Below are 24,419 nucleotides of genomic sequence, written 5' to 3'. Positions count from 1 at the left end.
ATTGAGTGTGACATATTTATGAAATCATGAACAATACAATGTTGGTATGTGTTTGGGTCTTGTCTTTGGGTCTAAAATTAAAAACTGTTCTATAATTGTGTGAAGGTTTTTTGGTGCTGTTATATAAGAATTTCTTTATGTATATAATTCTATCAGGAAAATTAGTATGGTGTTTATAGTGTTATGTATGTTTTGTGTCAATTTCAGAAGTGTAACCAAAAGAAAAAACAGGATGCAAGATCCTGTTCTCCTTTTAAATTAAAGCTGTTTTCGTAAAGGTTGTTGTTAAAAACCTAAAGCCATTTTTACGTAAAATATAACCTTTTTGCATGTCGGTATTAAGTTTTTTCATGCTCTTTTCTCATAAGAGTAGGAATATAGGTGATTCAATCCAATTTGTATTCACTAGCAACTAAGTTTGGATTAATCAACAACGATATAGGCGATCATAGGCCCATTATGTTCAGCTGAAGGATGTGTCAGACAAATCAGCCTGTAGGTTCCTTCTTTATCAAACTGTAATGGGACGACTGTTTCTTCGCCTTTTTTCACTACGCCTTTTATATCCGTTCCCTCAATGATGAAAGGATGTTCTTTTCCGTTGACTCCCAATATCTTCAAACGAACCTTTTCTCCTTTTTCCAAAAAGATCGTTCCTGGATCCCATCGGTATGCTTCAATTTCCTTGCCATCATCCGTGGTAGATTTGAACTCTCCTGTCACCATGTGAATTTCGCGGATTTGTTCATTTTGTCCACCTATTGCCGGAGTGGCATCAGGCTTTAGGCTTAACCAAAGAGAACCGATGATGGCAATGAAAACGATTAGTCCAATAAAATATAATGTCCTTCTTTTAAGTACAAAGAAATGCATGATTTTCACCTCCTTATTATCCTCTTTAAATATCTATGCTCGTCCCCTAGCTGAACTTGTCTATTTTTTTGAATTTCTCTTGTATAGATTAACAGGGCAACAACAAACTATAGTTTAGATACAAACTAAGGAGGAAAGTATGTACCGTTTATATACGCACAATGACTTAGATGGAGTGGCCTGCGGGATTTTATTCAGGCTGGCTTTCGGTGAAAAAGCCGATATCCGATATAATTCTGTCTCTGGACTCAACTTCCAGGTGGAGAAATATTTCGAAAGAATGAATGACCGAATGAAAAAGGAAGATCATCTTTACATAACAGATTTATCTGTCAACCATGAAGTCACGGAAAAAATCAATGAGTTCGTTAAAGATGGGGGAAAGGCAAAGCTTATTGATCACCATAAAACAGCATTGCATTTCAATGGTTATAGCTGGGGTATGGTAAAAGTAGAGGATGACTCCGGTACACTGACAAGCGCGGCGTCACTCGTTTATGATTATTTGGTCCAGGAAAATCATCTGGTTAAAAATGGATCCCTCGATGAGTTTGTTGAGCTTGTCAGGCAATATGATACCTGGGACTGGGACATCCTTAAGAATTACAAAGCAAAGAATTTGAATGACCTGTTTTTTATGGTTTCAATAGAAGAATTTGAAGAGCGAATGGTACCGCGTCTAACATCTGGAGATGCTTTTGATTATGATGATTTTGAAAAAAAGCTTCTGGAAATGGAAGAAGATAAAATTGAACGATATATCAGGAGGAAAAAGCGGGAAATTATCCAAATTGAAAATGATGGTTTATATGGAGGGATCGTTCACGCGGAGTCCTATCATTCCGAGTTAGGGAACGAGCTGGGCAAGGAGTATCCACATCTGGATTATATAGCGATCATGAACCTGGGTGGAAAGAAAATCAGCTTCAGGACAATCCATGATGACGTTGATGTCTCTGCTGTCGCTGGCGAATTTGGCGGGGGCGGGCATGCTAAAGCTTCTGGATGCTCTATGAATAAGGAAGCTTATAACCGATATATTGAACAGGCGTTTCCGTTGGATCCAATCAAACCCGACGCCTTTAAAAATACTTATAATCTAAAGAACTCCAAAAATGGATGCCTGTATGAGAATCGCGACCGGGACTTGTATCTGATTTATACGGATAGAACTCGATATTTCGTCCAGCAGGAAAGTAAAGAGCGGCACGGACCATTTGACAGTTTTGAAGCAGCTGAACGCTTTGTAAAAAGGGAGTATGGAGCAGCTCTTGCCAGGGATGACGTATATATTTCCTATCTGGAAAATATCGTTTTTAGCGGCAGGAATTGAGGACGGGTTGGGGTCACAAAAGTATAATTCCTAGTCAATTGTATTGAGTTACATTTACATTTAGGTCACCAATGGGCTACATTGGTGACCTGTTTTTTCGGAATTTGGATTTTTTGGCGGCAATGGGTTTCATTGGTGACCTATTCCTGCAGCATCAGGATTTATTAGGCGCAAATAAGCCTAGCTAGTGCTTGAGAGAGAAATTATTCCCGTTTACAATCTTTTCAGATTATTCCAGTTTGATTAAAAAATAATAACACTAAACAATTTTCGACAAGATTCTGTTAAAATTAGTGGAGAGATTAGGACACTGGATGTGGTATTATGAGGAAGTTTTTGGCCTTGTTAATGTTATTAATGATAAGTATGAATTCTACTGCTGGATTAGTTAATGCAGAGGCAGATGATCCTGTTTTAACTTCTGAAGCCGCTGTTTTGATGGACACGCAGTCAGGTGCAATATTATTTGGGAAAAATGCAGAAGTAAAGATGTATCCTGCGAGCTTAACCAAAATTGCAACCGCCATCTATGCGATTGAAACAGCTAGTCTTGATGAGATAGTGGATGTTAGTGAGGAAATTGAGAAAATCGATGGAACTCGAGTTTATCTTAATCCTGGGGAACAGGTTTCACTGAGGAAGCTGATCCAGGGTATGCTTATTAATTCAGGGAATGATGCTTCATTGGCTATTGCCATTCATTTGGATGGTTCAATGGATACTTACTCGAAAAACATAAATGAGTTCCTAAAGACCAACATTGGTGTTGAGGATACTCATTTTGTCAACCCGCATGGTTTGTTCGATGAAAATCATTATACAACAGCCAAGGACCTTGGCTTGATATTAAACTATGCAATGAACAATCCTGACTTCCGTGAGATTTTTGGCACTAAACAATTGGAGTGGGACGGGGAGTCTTGGGATACTACAATCCTTTCCCATCATCGTATGCTAAAAGGGGAAATCCCTTATGAAGGAGTAACGGGCGGAAAGACTGGTTTTGTTGACCAATCAAAGCAAACGCTTGCTACAACAGCTGATAATGGCAAGCTGAAGTTGACTGCCATTCTCTTGAAATCAGAATACAAACGGAAAATTTATGAGGATACGATCAAGCTTTTCGACTATGGCTTCGCTGCTTTTAAGTCCTCTCAAATCAGGAAAGGGGAAACCTTCACAAGCGGAAACCTAAAGTTCAAAGCAAGTGAGGATCTCCTTGTGACAGAACCGGTTGAAAAAGGCAAGAGGATAGTAGACAAAGACGGAATCTTAAGGATCCAGAATGGCAAAGGAGAAATAATCCAAGCTATTGAACTTAAACCCCTGATTGGAAAAAAACCTGAAGCAAAGACGGAGACCGCACCAGAGCCGAAACAAAGTGGACTGCTTTCTGTTAATACTATATTAGGCGTGGTAGTACTAGTGGGGGCAGCTGGAGTGTGGATGGTCAATCGAAAACAAAAAAAGAGCAGAAGATTTCGAAGCAGGTAATATAACCTGCTTTTTTTGTTGCTCTTGATATGGAGTTTTCTTCCTGATAAGTAAAATACATGATTGTAAAGAACTTTTACAAGGAATTAAAGTATTTTTACAGTGTATTAATAAGAGGTTAATAGAATGGCATTATAGTAGGAAGCGTAGTGAATAACTTTTCTGGAGGTCTTAAAATGATTAAAGCAAACTTTAAAAAGAAGATTCTCCCGATCGCTGTTCTATCAACTGTAGCGTTCGGCAGCTTAGTAGGTACTTTTGATGCAGAAGCGAAAAATGAAGCAAAAGATAACTCTGCAGAAATTAAGAATGTCATTTTCTTAGTCGGTGACGGAATGGGTGTTTCATATACTTCAGCATACCGCTACTTGAAGGACAATCCTGATACAGTAGAAGCAGAGAAAACAGAATTTGACAAGTACCTTGTAGGAAACCAAATGACTTACCCTGAGGATCCTGATCAAAACGTTACAGATTCTGCGTCAGCAGCAACAGCAATGTCTGCTGGGATCAAAACATATAACAATGCAATCGCTGTAGACAATGATGGCTCTGAAGTAAAGACGGTTCTTGAAGCTGCTAAGGAAAATGGAAAGGCGACTGGCCTTGTAGCTACTTCTGAGATTACACACGCAACTCCAGCATCTTTTGGAGCGCATGATGAAACACGCAAGAACATGAATGGTATTGCTGAGGATTATTATAAAGATTTAATAAATGGGGAACACAAAGTCGATGTTCTTTTAGGCGGCGGTAAGGACCTGTTTGTCCGTGATGACATTAATCTTGTTGATAAATTTAAACAAGATGGCTACAGCTATGTAGAGAATAAACAAGATTTATTAAAGGATGGTAACGATCAGATCCTTGGCCTTTTCGCTCCACGGGGAATGGATAAGATGATCGACCGCAATGAAGAAACCCCTTCCCTTGAGGAAATGACAAAATCAGCAATACAGCGTTTGAACAAAGATAAGGATGGTTTCTTCCTGATGGTAGAAGGCAGCCAGGTTGACTGGGCTGGACATGACAATGATATCGTTGCTGCGATGAGTGAAATGGAAGATTTCGAGAAAGCATACAAAGCAGCGATCGAATTCGCGAAGAAGGACAAGCATACATTAGTTGTTGCGACTGCTGACCACTCTACAGGCGGATACTCAATTGGTGCTGACGGCATCTACAACTGGTTCGGTGCACCGATTAAGGCTGCGAAACGCACCCCTGACTTCATGGCTGCAGAAATTGAAAAAGGGGCTAATGTAGAGGAAACATTAAAGAAATATATTGATTTTGAATCGCAAGGTTTGACTGCGTTGACAGCTGAAGAAATTCAATCTGTAAAAGATGCTGCTGCAGGTAAAAAAGCTGACATCGACAACGCAATCGAAAAGATCTTTGACAAGCGTTCTCATACTGGCTGGACTACTGGGGGACACACTGGTGAAGACGTCCCTGTATATGCATTCGGTCCTGGTAAAGAGCGTTTCTACGGACAGATTGACAATACTGACAATGCTAAAAACATTTTTGATATTCTTGCAAATGGCAAAAGAAAATAATAAATTTGATCATCTCCCGCTGAACCTTGGATCTGCGGGAGATTTTCTGAAAAGGGGTTTTCGAATTGAAAAAATATCTGCAATTGATGCTGGCTATTTCAATGCTGACAGGTTGTTCATTTGCCGAGGCAGAGTCAAATAAGGAGAGCAAACCTTCTAAAACTGTTGCTGAGAAACCATTAAAGAAGAATACAGATGTGTATGTACCGAATCCGCAGATTACAGATGACCGGGAACTGAAAAAAGCAGGGGATTCTATAACTGACGATAAAGGTGAATTGACCCTTAAGGCAGTGAAAGAGGTCAATAAGACATTTAATCTGGATGGAATTGAATACACAGTCAAAGATGTTAAATTGCTGCATTTTATCCCTGATTACAGCCTGATTGATTTCTTCCATGTATATACCCATGATGAAGAATTTAATTTTGTTAAAATTGGGGTGGAAGTACAAAATAACTCCAAGGATAGCTATCATTTTGGCCCGGTGGCAATGGTGAATATCAACGAATCAATCCAAAAGACATGGGAAGATGATATTTACCTGGAAGAACTGCATGGCGAGATTTTAGCAGGACAAAAGAAGCTTGGGAATCTAGGTTTTATTGTCGAGGAGCTTGAAAGCCTCGAGAAAGTTGAAATCTTGTCAGGAGATTTGGTGGACGAGGATAAAAAGAAGATAGGGGAGCCTGTTAAATTTGAAATAAATTTTTAAAAGAAAAAGCCATGGGATCATGGCTTTTTGTGTTTCTTACTGGTTGTTCAGTGTTTTAATAACGAAGTTGAAAGGAGCATAAGGAACGATATTCCGACCATGGCAATTACCCATAGCCAGGCTGACTCCATATTGCCGGACTCAAGCGCCACATAGATTGCTGTTGGAGCGGTCTGAGTCTTTCCGGGCAAGTTGCCGGCAAACATAAGGGTTGCTCCAAATTCACCAAGGGCTCTGGCGAAGCTTAAAATAAGCCCGGTGATTAATGTTTTTGCTGAAAGGGGTAGAGTAACATATAAAAAAACCTTCCACTCATTTGCTCCATCTACCCTCGCTGCTTCCTCCGCACCAGGATCAATCGACAGGAAGCCGGTCTTGGCTGATTGATACATCAATGGAAAGGCTACGACAGATGCAGCGATAACAGCTGCCCACCAGCTAAAGATAAGGGGACTGCCGAAAACCTGTTCAATTAATTTTCCAATCGGACTATTTATCCCAAAGACGACAATCAATAGAAATCCCACTACAGTTGGAGGGAGTACTAAAGGCAATGTCAACAGTGTCTCTACAGCTGTTTTGCCAATAAATCGTCTCCTTGCCATAAACCTTGCGGCAAATATTCCGAATAAAAACACAAAAACTACAGACACTGAAGCAATCTCAAGGGAAAGTTTGATCGGGCTCCAGAACTCACTGCTCATAAAAATCATTCCAATGCTGCTGTAAAGCCGAATTTTTTAAAAATTTTCAATGCTTCTTGTCCTTTTAGGAAATTGAAGAAGTCGATAGACTCATTAGGATGCTCTGTTCTTGCAACTACACCAAGCGGATAAACAATGGGATCGTGAAGTTCTTTCCCATTCAAAGGGATGATTCTTATTTTATCGGAAATCATTGCATCCGTTTTATAAACAATGCCAGCATCGACATTTCCTGTTTCAACATAGGAAAGAACCTGGCGTACGTCTTTAGTAGGAATTATTTTTTGTTCAAGGTCCTTCCATAATTGCAATGAAAGCAATGCTTGTTTCGCATACATGCCGGCAGGCACAGATTCAGGAGTGCCCAGGGCGATTCTTTCAATACTGTCCATAGTTAGTGATTCTGCTGAATCGATACTTTTGTTATCTTTCTGTGTAATCAATACAAGTTCGTTTCTGAGAAGTCTTACGCTATGTTGTTGATCTATAAGGTTTTTGGAATGTAAGTAATCGAATTTATCCTCAGCCGCAGAAATAAACAAGTCTACTGGGGCACCCTGGGAGATTTGCTGTTGCAGGGAGCCAGACCCGCCAAAATTGTAGACAATTTTAATCCCTGGATTTTGTTTCATATATAATTGCCCGGCCTCTTCCATTACTTCACGGAGGCTTGCTGCGGCTGAGACAGTCAGTTCGGTTTTATTTGACTCACTGTCATCTGCACATCCTGAAATGAAGAGAGTTAGGGCTGTGAGAAGAACAATATGTAATTTCTTCAATCCTGACATCCTTTCAAAGACCCTTTTTAAACATATACAATAGATATAACTGATTATATCGAATTTAAAGGATGCTACATACAAAAAATATCACAAGTTGGTGAAATTATCATTGATTTGACATTCAGGGGAGAAAGGAAGATAAAAAATAAAAAACTGCCAGATGGCAGTTTAATAAATACTATTGATTCTGTCCGGTTTTTTGATCAATTTGACTGCAAACCTCATCAGCTGAAAGGCCATTTGCTTCAATGACTGATCCTTGTATTGAGACATCCTGCATTCCCATTACATTTGAATCGATACCAGAAACCACGCAGCAATCACAGCCCTGTACATCAGCTTCAGAGCGTAATTCCACGACATCATGACCTCTTTCACGCAAGGCTTCTGAAATGTTCGTTAGAGATTGTTCTACGCCAACTCTTGCCATCAATAACACCTCCTCACTAATCTAAGTTGTCCGCCAGCAGTATAAAATATTCTTTTCGCAAGACAATATTAAAGAAGACTATTAGTAAGTGGAGGGCTATCATGAGCAATAAAAGAAAAAAGGATCCATCGACAATCGGGCTGAATTCTTCTCAGGTTGAAGGACAGGGGACAACGGTAAGTGAAACAGGAAGCAGAACCGCTGCTTCCTCAAGAAAGAAACAAAAAAAGGGTTAAGAAAATTAATAAGATCCAAGGTTAAAACAAAGAAAAACCCTCGGGAAGATCCCGAGGGTTTATATTATGCGTACATTTCTGCAATTTGTTTTTGAAGTTCTTCATTTTCAAGGTATTCGTCATAAGTCATCTGCTTATCAATCAACCCAGCTGGAGTGATCTCCATAATCCTGTTTGCCACAGTTTGAACGAACTGGTGGTCATGGGATGAAAAAATCATTGAACCTTTAAAATTAATCATGCCGTTGTTCAAGGCAGTGATGGATTCAAGATCCAGGTGATTCGTCGGTTCATCCAGCAGAAGGACATTTGCCCCAGATAGCATCATTTTAGAAAGCATGCAGCGGACTTTTTCCCCTCCGGAAAGTACGCTTGCTTTTTTCAATACTTCTTCACCGGAGAATAGCATTCGTCCAAGGAATCCGCGAAGGAAGCTCTCGCTGTCATCCTTTGGTGAGAATTGGCGGAGCCAGTCTACCAAAGTAAGGTCACAGCCTTCAAAGAACTCAGAGTTGTCTTTAGGGAAATAAGCCTGGGATGTCGTTACACCCCATTTGAAAGTTCCGCTATCCGGTTCCATTTCACCAGTAAGAATCTTGAATAAAGTTGTAATCGCAATTTCGTTTTTCCCAACAAGCGCGATTTTGTCATCTTTATTCATGATGAAGCTGATATTATCCAAAACTTTTACGCCGTCAATTGTCTTCGTAATTCCATCAACTCTCAATAAGTCATTACCGATTTCACGGTCAGGAGTAAATCCAACGTATGGGTATTTACGGGATGATGGTTTGATATCATCGAGAGAAATCTTATCAAGCAATTTCTTACGGGAAGTAGCTTGTTTGGATTTAGAAGCGTTTGCGCTGAAACGTGCGATGAACGCTTGCAATTCCTTGATTTTCTCTTCTTTTTTGCGGTTTGTATCCGACTGCATCTTTAATGCCAGCTGGCTTGATTCATACCAAAAATCATAGTTGCCGACATAAAGCTGAATTTTGCCAAAGTCAAGATCGGCAATATGAGTACAAACTTTATTCAGGAAGTGACGGTCGTGGGATACGACAATAACCGTGTTTTCGAAATTGATCAAGAATTCTTCCAGCCATTGAATCGCAGCGATATCAAGGTGGTTGGTAGGTTCGTCGAGCAGAAGCACGTCAGGCTTACCGAACAAAGCCTGGGCAAGAAGTACTTTTACTTTCTCTCCGCCACCAATATCAGCCATTTTTTTATCATGAAGCTCCTCGCCAATACCAAGGCCTTTCAGAAGAATCGCTGCTTCGGATTCTGCTTCCCAGCCATTAAGCTCAGCAAATTCACCTTCAAGCTCAGCGGCTTTCATGCCGTCTTCATCTGTAAAGTCAGCCTTCATGTAAATCGCATCTTTTTCCTGCATGACTTCATATAAACGGGCATGTCCCATTATGACGACTTTCAACACTTCGACATCTTCATATTCAAAGTGGTTCTGCTTCAAAACAGCCATACGCTCACCAGGTGTCATTGAAACATTTCCTGTTTGCGCTTCAATTTCTCCTGATAAGATTTTAAGGAAAGTGGATTTGCCTGCACCGTTTGCTCCGATCAGACCATAGCAATTTCCCGGAGTGAATTTAATATTAACATCTTCAAAAAGCTTGCGGTCACCATATCTCAAGCCGACATTTTGAACTGTAATCATTTATTTAGTAGCCTCCATTAATATATATCCCAAAGATTATAACATGTTTGATTGCTCTGAGCGAATTCTTTTTAAAGATGAGAGCAGGTATTAGAGTGAATGAATACGATTTTTTTATGGAATCGTGTTTTTAATGGAGTCAAATTGGGAAAAGGCGAGAGTAGGAAGTAAGAGGGATAGTTTGTTTATCAATTATCACAACATCCACGGAGTGTCTATTGGGAAACTTGTGATTTTTTTTGCTGGCTGATGTCAATTTTTTTGCTCATTTTCACACATTTTTCATATTTTTCATGTAAAATAATAATAGACAAAGATGGATAAAAGGAGTTTTTGAAAATGGCTAAAAAGCAGCTGGTTGATTTTGTTAATCGCCTAAAAGAATCAGGGATAAAAGTCAGCTTCACCAAGCCAAAATCAGAATTTTTCTCCCTGCAAAAAACAGAGAAACATCCCACCACAGTGAATTCACATTAAGAGATAGACAGGCTTTCCTCATTATGCATGCCCTTCAGGAATCTCATCTAGGAGTCATAATGAAGAGCTTAATCAGGAAAGTAAACAGCATACAAAAAAGCGGTGCAACCGACCGCTTTTTTGTATGCTTAGATTTCGTCCATTATTTCTTCGAAAACTTCATCTTTATTAAAATCTTCACCCATCGGGAATTTTTTAATGAATTTATTATTCTCATCAATCAGGTAAGTAAATGTACTGTGGACGTAAAATCCATTTCCAGGATCACGGTACTGGAAATGGAATGTATCGGCAACCTGTTTGATTTTCTTTTGTTCTTCCAGAGTGTCTGCTGGGTCACCCGTCAAGAAGATCCAATTTCCGTCGTTTTCGAGACCGAAATTGTCCATATATTCCCTCAAAACTTCAGGTGTATCCCGGTACGGATCAATTGTAATTGTAACAAATTGCACTTCTTTACCGTAAACACCTTCTTGGATTAAGTCTTTGCGAAGTAGGTTCATTTTTTGTGTTGTCGTTGGGCAGATATCAGGGCAATGAGTATAAATGAATTCTACAAGCTTGATGGCCTCTGTTTCTTCACCAAAAGTATATTTTTCTTCATCCATGGTGACAAGCGTGATGTCCTCTGGAATTTGTGCATTCGCATCTCGGATTAGAAAAAATGAGATTCCCGATGTAATTCCTATTAATACAATAAGTGAGCTGATAAGATAGATTTTTTTCATGACACAATCCTCCCCCTTATAAAGATATAAGAAACATGAGGAAAATCATATGGACATTGTGTGAACTATGTTTAACATATAGCTTTCAAAAAAAGATAAGTGAATATTCTTGCAATATAAGGAATGGGATTTATAATGAATTGTAAAACAATTTCAACGTCTAGGGAAATATAAAGGGGAAATAAGCTTTGAAAGCTAATAAAATCATTAAATACTTCTTACAAATCACAGGGTTGATCCTGATTAACAAAGCCGGCTTTTTTATTGTAGAACTGTTCGAGCTGCGTATTCCCGGAAATGTATTAGGAATGATTCTGCTTTTCGTGCTGTTATGGACGCGGGTAGTCCGGCTTGAATGGTTTGAAGGCGCAGCTGATTATCTCGTCAGGCATCTATCGTTCTTTTTTGTACCGATCTCAGTTGGTTTGATGACTCTCGGGGGACTTATCGCAGAAAATGGCATGCAACTTGCGGTTATTTTAGTTTTGAGCGCTATAATAGGCATGGTGTTTGCAGGAGGCACTTCACATATGCTGGTAAAGCGTAAGGAGGGAAATGAAACTGGAAACTCTGCTCACGATCTTTAGCATTATCATAACCTTGCTCGCTTACCTTTTTGCCAGGAGAGCTGCGGGTAAATATCCATCTCCGCTAACATCCCCGGTATTTTTAAGTACAGTGATTGTGATTGCCGTGTTGCTGTTGCTGAATATACCTTATAAGAAATATGAACCAGCAAGTGAGATTATGACCTATTTTCTGGGACCGGCTACTGTGGCTTTAGCTGTACCATTATATCGCCAAAGAAAAATCATTTCAGCGTACGCGGTTCCAGCTTTGTTCGGTCTTGTAGCAGGGATAGTCTCGACCATTATCTCAGCTGTGTTCATAGCGTATTTGCTTAACTTGTCAGATTTGATATTAATTTCTTTGACGATCAAGTCTATCACAATACCTGTAGCTTCAGAGGTTGCCAGGATCATCGGGGCAGACTCGATTCTGGTTGCTGCGTTCGTCATGATTACAGGCATGTTGGGGGCGATGATTGGCCCATTTCTTATGAACACTATGAAAATCCACGATCCTTTTTCGAGAGGTTTGGCAATAGGCACCATTGCTCACGGAATTGGTACAGCAGAAGCAGCCAGGGAAGGAGAGTTGCAAGGCGCAGTTTCAGGTGCAGCAATGGGTATGGCCGCTATAGTAACTTCGTTGTTTCTGCCCATAATTCTCCCAGTATTTTTATAAGGAAGCAAATGAAAAAGGAGACCTCTGCAGGTTTCCTTTTTTTATCAATCTATATTGCAAAACTCTATTGGACAGTTCTCACAGTCTATTTGTTGTTTGAGATAGAGTAGGTCATGAATGATTATCCTTTTTTTGTTTATGGAGATGATCCCTTCATCGCGTAATTCCCCAAGCATGCGGCTGACGCTTTCCCTGGCAGTTCCGCAATAATTTGCTAAATCCTGGTTCGTGATCGGTACGTTGATGTGAATGCCATCGTCCTTTTGAATGCCGTAACTATTGCTCAGCCTTATAAGGGTAGAATACAAAGCTCCTTTTTTGCCGTGAAGGACAAGGTCGCGGAATTTAGTGATTGTTTTTCGGATATGGTCATTCATCCATTTTAAAAATTGGTATGCAAGCTGGCTGTTGTTGAACAATGTTTGTTCCAGGTTCTCAATATTAACCGCTGCTGCCTCACCATCTTCAACTGCTCTTGCATTGAATAAATATCGAGGACCCACTGTGAAGAGGGTTAGCTCGCCTACAATATCGTTTTTATTACATAATCTTAAATACAATTCTTTGCCTTCCGCATTCATTTTTGAGATCTGTACCTTGCCGGACAGAATAATAAACATTTCTTTTGCTTCTTGCCCTTCGCGGAATAAAAAAGTACCTTTTTTAAATTTAATGATTTTTTCTGATGCTTTTATTAATTCGCTCATCTCATAAGTTAAACTATTTTGGTTTTCCTGGCCGGCCACAAAATCTCCACCTTTTCCGTCCGTTGTTTAACCTAATTTAAAATGAAATATAAACAAGAGGTCAATAGAGAAAATGTGAACATTCTTTTTCGTATGAGTTGATTTTCTGTATTTTTCTTTTAAATGAATAATTGCGGTTGACTATATTGATGCAGAGGAGGTAATCTATTGTAGAAGATATATTTTTATATTAGGGAGTATGTTTTATGTTAGGTGTCGTTCTTAACTAACCGTTAATTTCATACGGTCAATCCGGTTTTTTTTAGGCCTGTAATAGGTTTATTTAATTATGCGCTGGATTGAATGTTAAGAACAACGAACATAGTAAAGCATGCTTGATTTCCGTGAGCAGAAGCTGTGTACTTGTACACAGTTTTTTCTTTTGGGGAGGAATGCCTTCAGCCATGTCTGCGAGGTATTTTTAGAAGCCGCTATGGACTTTGTTCCATTGCGGCTTTTTTCTATAAACATAAAATAAAGCTAGTTGCACCACGATTAGTGTCTAGCTCCAGCGCCTAGCCCCTCGAGTCGTTTCGGTCCGCCCATTGAAGTCAAAAAGCGCCTTCACTGGTCGGCCCTCCAACGCTTGTCGGGGCTGAACAAGGCGCTTGCGCTTTCTATTAAAGGAGGAGTAAAAATTGAACGAACAAACGTTTACGGTACTTGGTTACGACAAAATTAAGGAAGAGATCGCCAGCTTTGCTTTGACTGAATCTGGGCGAATAAAAGCAAGGGAAATGCATCCATCCACCAATATGCAACAAATTACTTCATGGCAGGAGGAAGTCTCTGAAGCGATTGAAATTCTCAAGGTTAGTTCCAGTGTTCCAATTCACGGCCTTGAAGGAATGGAAATGGTTCTTAAAGGCTTTAACAAGGGAATACCGCTTAGGACGGAACAACTGATGCTGATGCTTTCGTTCCTGGAAACCTGCAATAAGATTCGCCGTTTTATGAAGGATAAGGAGTATGTAGCTCCTAGAGTCTCTGCATACGTCTTTGCGATCGAGGAACTTCCCGAACTTGCTGCTGAGATACAAAGGTGTATCCGCAATGGCCAAATTGATGATTACGCAACTAGGGAACTACTGAAGGTTCGGAAACAGATCGGAATACAGGAAGATCGTTTAAAAGAGAAACTTAACCAATTGCTGAAATCTGCAAAAATAAAACCATTTCTTCAAGAGGCTGTCATCAGTCAGAGAAACGGCAGATATGTGGTTCCTGTGAAGAAAGAATATCGCGGCAAGGTAAGAGGTTCGGTGCTTGATACATCAGCATCGGGTTCCACTCTTTTTGTTGAACCCGAAGAAATTGGCTCGTTTCAGGATCAAATGGAGTGGCTTTATTTAGAAGAACAAGCTGAAGTAGAGAAAGTTCTCTTCGCCTTGACTGGTCTGGCTGAGGGGAAAGAGAAGGAGATTCGGAGTGCAATCGAGACCATGGTTCATTATGACTATCTGTTTTCAAAAGCAAAATACTGCCGGTCTATTGATGCAAAACGAGTAGCGATTCATGACGATCCAATTATTTTATTTAAAGAAGCACGTCATCCGCTTCTTGGCGAAAAAGCGGTTCCGTTAATGATTGACATTGGAACAGACTATCATGCTCTTGTCATTACCGGACCGAATACAGGCGGGAAAACCGTATCCATCAAGACAGCGGGACTGTTGTCGTTAATGGCACAAAGCGGATTGCTTCTGCCGGTTGGAGTAGGGAGCGCTGCAGGTATTTTTCATAAAGTGCTTGTCGATATAGGAGATGGTCAAAGCATCGAGCAGAATCTGAGCACTTTCAGTTCCAGGATTGTCAATATTATAGAAATATTGAAGGAAACCAATGACAGGACACTTGTCCTTCTTGACGAATTAGGCTCAGGAACTGACCCGGGAGAAGGGATGGGCCTTGCTGCAGCTATCCTAGAGAATCTGAACAGTAAAGGGGCAACTATATTTGCGACAACTCATTATAGCGAGATAAAAGACTTTGCTGACAATCACGAGGATTTCATGAATGGTTCAATGGAATTTGACCTTGAGACACTTAAGCCTACTTACCGCCTGCGTATCGGAAAAGGCGGGGACAGCCAGGCTTTTGCCATTGCACTGAAACTTGGCATCCATCCGAAACTGATTGAACGGGCTCATAATATAACTTACAAATCGGAGAAAGATTACACTACCTTATTCAAGAATGACCCTGTGGAGCTGAAAGCAAGAGAGCAGCAAATCATAGCAAACAAGCACAAAAGAAAGAAGTCTTCTACAGTTGCGAAGCAGCCGGCAAAACGATTTGAGATGGGTGATAGTGTACATGTGCTAAGCTTAGGTGAACTGGGAGTTATTTATAAAGGCCCTGACAGTCGGGGAAATTATCTCGTCCAGGTCAGGGATCGCAAAATTGACGTCAATTATAAACGCTTAAAACTGAATCTGCCTGCGTCAGAACTTTATCCAGAAGATTATGATTTCAGTATTATATTTGAGTCCAAGGAACACCGAAAGCTTTTGAATCAGATGGGTAAAAAACATATTGATGAGCGTGTGATAAGGGAGGATAATTGATACTACCTTATTGTATTTATTTTCCAAGGGGAGCCTTTTTTAAAGGCTCTTTCTTTCCAACATAATGAGTGAATTTTTCTTAGCATCTAAAGGATTTCCCCTATATACCTTTATGATTAGAATTCCGATTTTATTAGAAACGCTTTATATAAGGGATGAAAACGCTTCGAAAATGGACATAAACAGTTCATCGTGTTTACTCTTAACAAACCTGGTTTTCAGGTTTAAGATTAATCTAACAGCAAATTGTGACTTTATTCACAAATAGAGGAGTCTTGAAAATGAGTGAACAGCCAATGGAAGTAGCTATCGCCACAGCTTTAAAAAAGAAGAAGTATCTCAGGGAGTCAAAAGCAAAGTACCTGTTGCGGGCAGCACTTGCTGGTGTCTATATCGGCTTTGGCATTATGGTCTCATACCGGCTGGGAGAATATTTCTATGATTCTCATTCAGCTGCGACACCTATCGCTAGCTCGATCTTTTTCGGCTTGGCTCTTGTCCTGATTTTGTACGGTGGAGGAGAATTATTTACAAGTAACACAATGATGATGACAATCAGTTCATTAAAAAAAGCAACCACGTGGAAGGATACCGTTGAAAATTGGATTGCCTGTTATTCCGGAAATTTGTTGGGAGCAGTATTCTTTGGAATACTTGTTATGATGTCGGGCATTTTTATATCACCTGAAAAATCGCAATATATGATGGAAACTGTGAGCATGAAGATGAACACACCCGCATATCAATTGTTCTTTCGTGCAATCCTGTGCAATTGGCTTGTGTGCCTTGCTGTATGGGTTCCTTTTAATGTTAAAGGAGATGGAGCAAAAATAGGAGTCATGATGCTTTTGGTTTTTGCTTTTGTAGTATCAGGATTTGAGCATAGTGTTGCTAACATGGTTCTCTTTTCGATTGCACTCTTTGTTCCCCATCCTGAAACGGTCAGCATTGCCGGGAGTATATTCAATCTAGTGCCTGTTACATTCGGAAATATAATAGGCGGAGGCTTTTTTGTTGGCACTCTATATGTCTACCTGAATGCCAAAGGGGGAGTGGGCGAAAAGAACAAAACGACAGCCCAATCGGTGTATGGACAAAATGCACTTAAGCGAATGTAAGTAATTAAAAAATCCACGGAGGAATCCGTGGATTTTTAGTTATCGCTATATTCGTATTGATAGTTCTGGAAAACATATAATGTAGCTCCTCACTTTAAGGAGACTGGCTCATTTCGAGGGGATAGGCTTTTTATTTAGTAATTTTGAAGCTGTACGAAAAGAGCCTATACATATGCTCCTCCTGTCATCCTTTAAAGGAATTCAAGATCCATTCCCCGACAACTCCGCCTAAATAAACCCCCACAATTCCAAGGACACCCGCTAGTACAGGAGGTGCAGGAAGAGGAAGCTTCAGGAATTTAAAAAGGATTCCAACGATTAAACCAGCAACTAAGCTTAAGATTATTTCTTTCATGTTTTCACCGCCTCATATGGCAAGATGGTAATGAATTATCAGTGAGCAGACGTCTGATCACCTTTTGGCAACATTATTTTATCATGACCTGCATAAATTGAAAACGCTTTATTTATCCTTTTATCATGCATAAAACGAAATTATCTATTCTTATATTAAAATAGTGGTAAAATATATCTCTATAATTCGTCAGTACGGAGGATACAAATGGACAAGCACGTTAAGCGGAACATCTTTACTTTGCAAGGTTTTTATCTTTTTGTTTTTTTTGGCATAGGGAGTTTATTTCCTTTATTAAGTGTCTACTTAAGCGAAGTTGAAAATTTAAATGGGTATCAAATTGGCATTATCCTGTCCATTGGTCCAGTGATCATGATCTTTTTCCAGCCGTTTTGGGGAATGTTGGCAGACATGAAAAGTTCCCATAATGTGCTGCTAACTTTAACAACGTTGATAACAGGGATTGCCGCTTTGGGTTATATATTTTTCGAGGGCTTTTCTCCTTTCATAATTGTAGCGACGGTTCTCGCTATTTTTCAAAGTGCGATCATACCTTTATCAGATAGTATCTCCTTGAAATATACAAGCAAGGCCGGAGTCAATTATGGAAATGTTCGATTATTTGGATCCCTTGGTTTTGGACTGGCGGTTTTTTTTATGGGCAGATTATCCGAGTGGAATCCGCAAGTGATATTCTACGCGTTTTTCCTGACATTAATTGTTTCCGCAATATTTTCGATGAAAATGCCTAGAGAATCTTCAGGACGGCCAAGCGGCCTTTTCGCAGGAATGAAGGACCTAATGAAGATGAAGAAGTTTCTTATTTTCCTTGGGGTCACATTCATGGTTTTTGGTCCTAATCTGGCCAATAACTTCTACTTTAGTCTGTTTGTGGAGGACCGAGGCGGCACTTATACAGGAATTGGTATTGCGTTCCTTATTGCTGTGTTATCAGAAATTCCATTCATGAGGGTTGCCGGAAGCTGGATCCGTAAATTAGGGTTGCTCCAGGTCGCTTTTATTGCCGCGCTTGTATCATTAATTAGATGGATTTTTTATTTTACAGAGCCTGCTTTATCTCTTGTATATGCATCAGCTGTCATTCAGGGTTTTTCACTTGGACTGTTCATTCCAGCAGGGTTGCAGTATATTAGGGATATCACGCCACTGCATATTACGGCTACGGCAGTAACGATCTATTCCGCAGTTGGCAACGGATTAGGCAATTGGTTTTTTACGTTCTTCGGCGGGATCATATTTGAAGAATTCAACATTTATGGGGTGTATATATTTTTTGCTGCATTGACATTAATTGGAGTGTTGCTCACAGTCTGGCTGTTGCAGAACGATAAAAAAACGTTATTATTGAAAAATTTAAGCTAGAGACTGTTTACCCCTTTCTAAATTGAAGGGGGTATTTGTTTTTGGGCTAGTGTTGAAATCAGAAGTATGGTTTCAGTCCTTATATCAAAAAATAAATTAAGTACGAAAGGAGGGACTTCATGAAAGAGAATAAAAGCAAAAATCTTGAGCTCGCAGGGCGTATGTACGATACATCCGATTATCAAAGAAATGACGAACTTTCAAATGGGCTTGCAATGACCCATGAACAAGCCAGCGACAGTTATGTAGAAGGGCAGGTCGGTGGAAAGCTTGAGCGCTCATTGGGAGCCGAAGATGAATTGAATAACAGAGGTTATCAGTAAGCAGGAAATGAGGGGTACAAGTGTCGCATAAAGGCGAATTCCAATCGAATGGTGATCAATACAAAATGCCCAAGGCGTTAAAACAAAAGAAAGATTTTGTCTATCGAGTAGGATACACTTCAAGTACCGGTAATCAAACAAATAACGAAGAAGAACCGGTGAAGAGATCGGATCTATAAAAATTTGCAGGCCCTTCTCAAAAAGGGCCTGTATTTATCGAGGACGTGCAATGATGCCGTTATGGACTTTAATAAAGCCGTGCCTTAAAATGTCTAGACCGTTCTCATATAAATAAAGTCCCATCTGCTCGACGGTCATCAGCTCCCTGTATGTATGGTTCATGACATCAGCCATGATTTCATAATACAGCTTGGATTTTAATTGAGCCCGGGGTGTTGTCATAATGATATATCCACCCGTTTTTAGGAACTTCTTGTGCCAAGCCACGACTTCGCTTTTTAAAGAATCAGGGAAGTGCTCGAGTAATCCGACGCTAAGGACGATATCAAATTCTCGGCCAAAAGGGAGCTTGCGAATATCCTCAACAATATACTCAGTCTTAAAATCACTTTTATGGTAAACTTTATTGCCTCCTGTTGATGGATTGCTTCCCAGAAATGGATAAGTGTCAGGGAATTCGCCAAACCTTGTATCCTTGCAGAAAGGATCATAATCCACAAAGACAATGTCACCGCCTGGATACATTGCACTTAACTGCATTGCTTCATATCCTTCTGCTGCTCCGAGGAAAAGGATTCGTGGCTTGATTAAATCAAGTCCTTCAAACAAAGCACGTTTGCCCCTTGGATCCCAAATGCCGTCCTCGACCCGGTGAGCGTAGTTCCACAGATGTATTCTGATCAACTCACCTAGTGCTGATTTTGTTTCTGTAAGCTTGAAATTCGTAAGACTTTTCATGAAATTTTGTTTCGACTTGTCCATTTCAGCAGGAACATCCTTAACGAACCACTCGTGGAACGACTTGTTGAACATCTGCCAGGAGATGTTCGCCGGAAGACTTTGTTGATTTACTTCTTCCCAATCCTTCTTTTCCTGTGCGAAGGATGTTACCTCGTATGGTCTTCCTACATCCTTCCAGCTAAGCTGGCTCCAATCATTCACGGTATTCAATCTTACAAACCTATTGTATTCCTTTTCTGTGAAATTCCTAAGGTCCATTCTGTAGGAAGGTTGCAATCGGGTTTCATTTGGATTCAAGGCCGGCTCAATTTCTAATTGAAGCAATCTGGTCACCCCACACATTTATATTGCTTACTAAATTCGTTTCATATTGACAAAACCCTTCAATTTTTAAAAAATTCCAAAAATAAAAGCACACCCTGGGTGGATGTGCTTTTAGAAAGAGGATTTGCCAATTTAAAGCTTTCCGCGTCGTATCACTTTGTTGGGGGTAAGGATGCCTTTCTTTAGATAGACAAATCCTCCTTCGAGTGCAGAGCCAATGACGAACTTAGAAGATGCTGCTAAAACTTTCATCTTCATCCCTCCTAATGGAAATTGGCTTGCATTTCTATTTTTACCCCAATAAAATGCACGTAAAACACCTGGAAAGGTAAGGGGTTACTGTGTGTTATATGGATCCATTGCTTCAAAATAAGCTTTTTCGGCAGCATCTTGTGTGGCAAAAAGAGCATCATCGTCTTCAATTACATGTAAGGTTTCGTTCAGGAATAGGGCGAACTGATTAGGATCTTTTGGATGCGGAACAATTTCACCAGCTTTTATGTTTGAAACTGAAGGTACATGAGGGTTCCGATAAATCACGAACACTTCATCACCAAATTTCAAATTATTCGGATCGATTAAATCCAAGTTTAATACCTCTCTTCGTTAAGTTTTAAGCATTGGTGCACTATATGCCGATGACATACATTGAATTATAAATTTTCATTCTGCTGTTTTATTTCATCCCCGGTAAGAATAATATTTCCAGCTTCAAAATCCCTATGCTCATCAACGGACCCTCCGGGCACATAGCGTTGATTTGGTGTGTATGTTGAATTAAGTAAATCCTTGTTCCGTTCTAAATCATCTTTTTTATTATCCATAAACTCACCCCCCTGGTAAGAATAGTTTTTGTATTGATATAAAGGATATACGGGTAATTTAACCTGTGTCATGAAAAATGGAAAAGACACTAATTTGCCACAAATGAAAGGGTTTACATTCGAACCTGGTGGTATAATAAAAGTGTAGAAAGAAAGTGATTAACATCTTAGGAGGCTCAACCAATTGTGTTCGTTCCGTTGTGAACGAAAAAAGGTTTATTCCTAAAGTGTTGTTTACTTATCTTCACAAAATCAGTATCACCAGCCGCAGGGATCTTGAACCTAAAGCAAGTTAAACCAAAAGGATGTTGTCCTTCCAGTGGTTCAATTCAAAAGGAGAAAAGCAGGAGTCCAGCCTACTATATACTTGTACGTTGGAAGGAAGCTTTTTACCAACAGAGTATCAATTGTTTAATTGATACTTGGAAAAGTACCATTCTCAAGAGAGACAACAATTTTCAGGTATAACAGTCCTTAGGAGAACATAGCCTTGGTGGCGGCTAACCATCCAAATGGAATGGTCAGTAGGGATACATGATGTTAATGAAGAAAAGTGCTAAACGAATACTAAAAGGAATAATGAGTCTCTCGGTGATTATACCGAAAAATGTGTTTGTAAAGAGTCGTCATAAAGAAGTGAAACCTTTTTATGATACGACACTTTAATGCGGAACAAACACACATCGGCTATAGTAAGAGGATCATACAACTCAATAGTTCCAAAAAGTTTTGGGCTGATGCTGGTTGGGTCTCCTAAGATGTTAAAAAAGAAGCTCGCAAATGAGCTTCTTTTTCTATTTGAGTTTTTCTTCGGGTCATATAAAAAGGCACCTTTTTTAAAGGTGCCTTCTTATATTATTCCTCTTTTTTAGATAAGCAACGGTCACATTCCATTAAATATGACTCAGCTTGTTCATGCATTCCTTCACCACACTCAGGGCAAACCTTCTTTGGTAGATTACGAAAAAATTCAACCGGACTCATCATAATAAAAATCCTCCTTTTATAGTACAATTTATATATTACTTAACCTGTTATAGTACAGTATAAACATTATTAGAAAATTTGTGTAGCCTTTTTTTGAAAAAATTTAAAAATAGGTGTTTGTTCATATGAAGTATTAGTTAATTAGCGCCAGGGTGTATGTTATCCAGGAGTGGTAATTTCATTATGTTGACTGGTGAAAAGCCAACCACAAAACGAAAGGAATTCCCATAAATTTCAATTGTCAATAGATAGAAGTGACAAAGTTATTACATTTTATTTAAGAAACCCTTTTATTCTTTTCCGTTTTAACATACAATCGAAATGAAACTTTAAATGGGGAATGATGCCTAAATGGATAATGCGGAATTATCCTTCAATCCAATATTACTGCTAGTAGCCATTTTATTGACAGTCATGTCATCATATACAGCACTCGATTTATTCAGTCTAATAAAATCATCAGATCGAAATAAACGATTCCTGTTTTTAGGTGGGACATTTTCACTTGGAATAGGAATATGGGTTATGAATTTCTTTGGAATGCTTGCAATGAACCTAAATGGTAATGTGTCCTACAGAATTCCAATAACAGTATTATCGATTATTTTGGTTATTTCATTTACAGCAATGGCGTTCTATGCGTTGACAGGCAAGTCGGTAAATAAAAGCAATATACTTGCCGGTAGTTTGTTCATGATGCTTGCAGTCCTGGTGGTCCATATCCTGGGAATGTACTCGATGAGGTTGGATTTCAGTTATCAGCCACCTATTTTACTCATTGCACTTGCACTCGTTTTCGGATCATTTTACTTTTCCTTCTGGATGCTTTTCTTTTCAAAAAGTTTTACTCAAGGAGATCATGGCTGGATTAAGCCGCTAAGTGCTCTATTCGTGACGGCTGCAATTGTAGAAGGTCATTTTCTTTTAACAAGAGCATCTTCAATCAAAATGAGCAACGGTCTTGTCGAGCAGACAGGGATTCCAGAGTCGTTGATCAGTTATCTTATTGTTTTTATCTCGGTTCTCATCCTTGCTGGCTTGATCGGTTCAAGTGCGTTAATCAGCAAAAGGCTTGCAGTTTCAGATACCAACTTGAAGGATATTACAGATGCACTTAATGCTTCAGCAATTGTAGCGATTACGGATCCTAAAGGTAATATCACATATGTTAATGAAAAATTCATTGAGATTTCTGGGTACAGTGAAGCTGAGCTTTTGGGACAAAACCACTCGATATTGAATTCTGGAATTCATACTAAGGAATTTTTTAAAGATATGTGGAAAACGATTGGTTCTGGAGAGGTCTGGAAGGGAGAGATCCGGAATAAGAAGAAAGATGGTTCTTATTATTGGGTTGATACCACGATTGTCCCATTTCTGAATAGTAAAGGGAGGCCGTATCAATACGTCTCGATTCGTTCTGATATAACTCAACGAAAGCAGGCGGAAGCGAGCCTAAAGGAAACACTGAAAGAGGTCAGTGATATTAATTTTGCCCTCGATCAATCTTCTATCGTGGCTTTTACTGACGAGAAGGGGATTATCAAGAATGTAAATGATAAATTCTGTGAAATCTCTAAATACAAAAGGGAAGAATTGATTGGCAATGACCACAGTTTATTGAATTCCGGATTACATTCGAAGGAATTCTTTAAAAATCTGTGGAAGACAATTGGGTCCGGACAGGTTTGGAAAGGGGATATCCGAAACAGGGCGAAGGATGGTTCCTTTTATTGGGTGGATACCACGATTGTTCCTTTCCTGAATGAATATGGGAAGCCATATCAGTATCTAGCAATTCGTAATGATATCACAGAGAAGAAGAAATCAGAGGAAATGCTGCACCGCCAGGATAAGCTTGCTGCTGTTGGCCAGCTTGCTGCTGGGGTTGCCCACGAAATCAGAAATCCGCTGACATCAATGAAAGGATATGCAGAATTCCTTCAGCTTGACGAAACAGATCCACAGCGCCAGGAGTTTATTGAAATCATTCTTGATGAAATTGACAGAGTCAATAATATTGTTGAAGAGTTCATGGTACTTGCAAAACCAAAAGCTGTGGAGCTTGAGGAACAGAATATCATCCCGATTGTCCAAAATGTAGTGTCCATGTTGAAATTTGAAGCAAGGAAAAGGAATGTCAAACTAGATTTTGATGCTACAGAGGAAATCATCCAGATTGAATGTGATGAGAACCGACTGAAGCAAGTATTCTTGAATTTTATAAAAAATGGAATTGAAGCAATGCCTGATGGTGGAGATTTAACAGTGAGAACAGAAATTCAGGATGACAATGTCATCATCTCCATAAAGGATACAGGCGTAGGAATTCCTCCAGAAACGCTGAAGAAAATTGGCGAGCCTTTCTATACAACAAAGAAAAATGGAAATGGACTAGGCCTGATGGTCAGCTTCAAGATTATTGAAAGCCATAATGGTAAGGTATATATCGAAAGTGAGCAGAACAAGGGTACAACTTTCAAAATTATGCTCCCGGCAAAAACTGCATAGTAGAATGTCTTGGGTAAGGCAGGAGTTGATCCTGCCTTATTTTTTTTACTTGCTGAGGGCCAAAATCAGAATTTGTCGAAAAAATGTTGAAAA

General features: G+C 39.5%; 26 protein-coding genes. 14 read left to right on the top strand and 12 right to left on the bottom strand.

Annotated elements, in window-relative coordinates:
- Positions 1–423 precede the first annotated feature (423 nt).
- Positions 424–873 (bottom strand): cupredoxin domain-containing protein, encoded by a 450-nt coding sequence (locus CD004_RS12950; RefSeq protein ID WP_102263155.1) that lies wholly within the window; start codon positions 871–873, stop codon positions 424–426.
- Positions 874–1,012: 139 nt separating this feature from the next.
- On the opposite strand from CD004_RS12950, the gene CD004_RS12945 reads away from it, so the two are divergent.
- The 4 genes from CD004_RS12945 to CD004_RS12930 all read left to right on the top strand — a co-directional run bounded on the left by CD004_RS12945 (position 1,013) and on the right by CD004_RS12930 (position 5,978).
- Complete coding sequence (locus CD004_RS12945) at positions 1,013–2,206, top strand: DHH family phosphoesterase (protein WP_102263154.1); 1,194 nt, start codon at positions 1,013–1,015, stop codon at positions 2,204–2,206.
- A gap of 324 nt (positions 2,207–2,530) precedes the next feature.
- Complete coding sequence (locus tag CD004_RS12940; protein ID WP_102263153.1) at positions 2,531–3,700, top strand: D-alanyl-D-alanine carboxypeptidase family protein; 1,170 nt, start codon at positions 2,531–2,533, stop codon at positions 3,698–3,700.
- 176 nt (positions 3,701–3,876) lie between these two features.
- The gene (locus CD004_RS12935) at positions 3,877–5,262 is read left to right on the top strand and encodes an alkaline phosphatase (protein WP_102263152.1); all 1,386 of its coding nucleotides are present in this window, start codon (positions 3,877–3,879) and stop codon (positions 5,260–5,262) included.
- 65 nt (positions 5,263–5,327) lie between these two features.
- Positions 5,328–5,978 carry a DUF4352 domain-containing protein gene (locus CD004_RS12930; protein WP_102263151.1) on the top strand — a complete coding sequence of 217 codons (651 nt, stop codon included), beginning with the start codon at positions 5,328–5,330 and terminating at the stop codon, positions 5,976–5,978.
- 47 nt (positions 5,979–6,025) lie between these two features.
- Here CD004_RS12930 and modB read toward each other — a convergent pair whose 3' ends face one another.
- From modB to CD004_RS12915, 3 genes are all read right to left on the bottom strand, one after another.
- Positions 6,026–6,682 (bottom strand): molybdate ABC transporter permease subunit, encoded by a 657-nt coding sequence (gene modB / locus CD004_RS12925; protein WP_102265096.1) that lies wholly within the window; start codon positions 6,680–6,682, stop codon positions 6,026–6,028.
- A gap of 5 nt (positions 6,683–6,687) precedes the next feature.
- Complete coding sequence (gene modA, locus CD004_RS12920; RefSeq protein WP_407657622.1) at positions 6,688–7,461, bottom strand: molybdate ABC transporter substrate-binding protein; 774 nt, start codon at positions 7,459–7,461, stop codon at positions 6,688–6,690.
- Positions 7,462–7,642: 181 nt separating this feature from the next.
- A complete protein-coding gene (locus CD004_RS12915) occupies positions 7,643–7,894 on the bottom strand; it encodes a YkuS family protein (protein ID WP_102263149.1) in 252 nt (83 codons plus the stop codon).
- 101 nt (positions 7,895–7,995) lie between these two features.
- On the opposite strand from CD004_RS12915, the gene CD004_RS12910 reads away from it, so the two are divergent.
- On the top strand, positions 7,996–8,130 hold the full coding sequence (locus CD004_RS12910; RefSeq protein ID WP_102263148.1) for a YuzL family protein: 135 nt from the start codon (positions 7,996–7,998) through the stop codon (positions 8,128–8,130).
- A 64-nt stretch (positions 8,131–8,194) separates the two neighbouring features.
- Here CD004_RS12910 and CD004_RS12905 read toward each other — a convergent pair whose 3' ends face one another.
- Positions 8,195–9,814, bottom strand: a complete 1,620-nt coding sequence (locus tag CD004_RS12905) for an ABC-F family ATP-binding cassette domain-containing protein (protein WP_102263147.1) — start codon at positions 9,812–9,814, stop codon at positions 8,195–8,197.
- A 339-nt stretch (positions 9,815–10,153) separates the two neighbouring features.
- Here CD004_RS12905 and CD004_RS24095 point away from each other — a divergent pair, with 339 nt between their 5' ends.
- Positions 10,154–10,291, top strand: coding sequence for a hypothetical protein (locus CD004_RS24095; protein WP_023627787.1), 138 nt, complete (start codon positions 10,154–10,156; stop codon positions 10,289–10,291).
- Positions 10,292–10,419: 128 nt separating this feature from the next.
- Here the strand turns inward: CD004_RS24095 and CD004_RS12900 are convergent, their stop codons facing one another.
- Complete coding sequence (locus CD004_RS12900) at positions 10,420–11,019, bottom strand: SCO family protein (RefSeq protein WP_102263146.1); 600 nt, start codon at positions 11,017–11,019, stop codon at positions 10,420–10,422.
- A gap of 188 nt (positions 11,020–11,207) precedes the next feature.
- On the opposite strand from CD004_RS12900, the gene CD004_RS12895 reads away from it, so the two are divergent.
- A complete protein-coding gene (locus CD004_RS12895) occupies positions 11,208–11,606 on the top strand; it encodes a CidA/LrgA family protein (RefSeq protein WP_102263145.1) in 399 nt (132 codons plus the stop codon).
- Entirely contained in the window at positions 11,575–12,267 is a 693-nt protein-coding gene (locus CD004_RS12890) for an LrgB family protein (protein WP_102263144.1), read from the top strand. The genes CD004_RS12895 and CD004_RS12890 overlap by 32 nt, the downstream gene beginning before the upstream one ends.
- Before the next feature lie 44 nt (positions 12,268–12,311).
- Here the strand turns inward: CD004_RS12890 and CD004_RS12885 are convergent, their stop codons facing one another.
- Positions 12,312–12,974: a Crp/Fnr family transcriptional regulator gene (locus CD004_RS12885; protein WP_102265095.1), complete on the bottom strand. Its 663-nt coding sequence runs from the start codon at positions 12,972–12,974 to the stop codon at positions 12,312–12,314.
- A gap of 677 nt (positions 12,975–13,651) precedes the next feature.
- On the opposite strand from CD004_RS12885, the gene CD004_RS12880 reads away from it, so the two are divergent.
- Both CD004_RS12880 and CD004_RS12875 read left to right on the top strand, forming a co-directional pair.
- On the top strand, positions 13,652–15,580 hold the full coding sequence (locus CD004_RS12880) for an endonuclease MutS2 (RefSeq protein WP_102263143.1): 1,929 nt from the start codon (positions 13,652–13,654) through the stop codon (positions 15,578–15,580).
- Between the two features lie 281 nt (positions 15,581–15,861).
- Entirely contained in the window at positions 15,862–16,698 is an 837-nt protein-coding gene (locus CD004_RS12875) for a formate/nitrite transporter family protein (RefSeq protein WP_102263142.1), read from the top strand.
- Between the two features lie 184 nt (positions 16,699–16,882).
- Here the strand turns inward: CD004_RS12875 and CD004_RS12870 are convergent, their stop codons facing one another.
- Entirely contained in the window at positions 16,883–17,053 is a 171-nt protein-coding gene (locus tag CD004_RS12870) for a XapX domain-containing protein (protein ID WP_102263141.1), read from the bottom strand.
- Positions 17,054–17,260: 207 nt separating this feature from the next.
- Between CD004_RS12870 and CD004_RS12865 the strand changes: the two genes are divergently transcribed.
- From CD004_RS12865 to CD004_RS23835, 3 genes are all read left to right on the top strand, one after another.
- A complete protein-coding gene (locus tag CD004_RS12865) occupies positions 17,261–18,436 on the top strand; it encodes an MFS transporter (protein ID WP_102263140.1) in 1,176 nt (391 codons plus the stop codon).
- A 119-nt stretch (positions 18,437–18,555) separates the two neighbouring features.
- On the top strand, positions 18,556–18,759 hold the full coding sequence (locus CD004_RS12860) for a YozQ family protein (protein ID WP_102263139.1): 204 nt from the start codon (positions 18,556–18,558) through the stop codon (positions 18,757–18,759).
- 20 nt (positions 18,760–18,779) lie between these two features.
- Complete coding sequence (locus CD004_RS23835; RefSeq protein ID WP_158651557.1) at positions 18,780–18,938, top strand: hypothetical protein; 159 nt, start codon at positions 18,780–18,782, stop codon at positions 18,936–18,938.
- A gap of 34 nt (positions 18,939–18,972) precedes the next feature.
- Here CD004_RS23835 and CD004_RS12855 read toward each other — a convergent pair whose 3' ends face one another.
- The 4 genes from CD004_RS12855 to yhfH all read right to left on the bottom strand — a co-directional run bounded on the left by CD004_RS12855 (position 18,973) and on the right by yhfH (position 21,818).
- On the bottom strand, positions 18,973–20,013 hold the full coding sequence (locus CD004_RS12855; protein WP_404809832.1) for a class I SAM-dependent methyltransferase: 1,041 nt from the start codon (positions 20,011–20,013) through the stop codon (positions 18,973–18,975).
- A gap of 327 nt (positions 20,014–20,340) precedes the next feature.
- A complete protein-coding gene (locus CD004_RS12850; RefSeq protein WP_102263137.1) occupies positions 20,341–20,592 on the bottom strand; it encodes a transcriptional regulator SplA domain-containing protein in 252 nt (83 codons plus the stop codon).
- 65 nt (positions 20,593–20,657) lie between these two features.
- On the bottom strand, positions 20,658–20,828 hold the full coding sequence (locus CD004_RS23830) for a hypothetical protein (protein WP_158651556.1): 171 nt from the start codon (positions 20,826–20,828) through the stop codon (positions 20,658–20,660).
- A gap of 855 nt (positions 20,829–21,683) precedes the next feature.
- A complete protein-coding gene (gene yhfH / locus CD004_RS12845) occupies positions 21,684–21,818 on the bottom strand; it encodes a protein YhfH (protein WP_079509337.1) in 135 nt (44 codons plus the stop codon).
- 348 nt (positions 21,819–22,166) lie between these two features.
- Here yhfH and CD004_RS12840 point away from each other — a divergent pair, with 348 nt between their 5' ends.
- Positions 22,167–24,326, top strand: a complete 2,160-nt coding sequence (locus CD004_RS12840; RefSeq protein ID WP_102263136.1) for a PAS domain S-box protein — start codon at positions 22,167–22,169, stop codon at positions 24,324–24,326.
- The last annotated feature ends 93 nt before the right edge of the window (positions 24,327–24,419 follow it).

The sequence above is a fragment of the Mesobacillus jeotgali genome (genome assembly GCF_002874535.1).
Lineage (GTDB): Bacteria > Bacillota > Bacilli > Bacillales > Cytobacillaceae > Mesobacillus > Mesobacillus jeotgali.
This window is presented reverse-complemented; position numbering and strand designations above follow the sequence as displayed.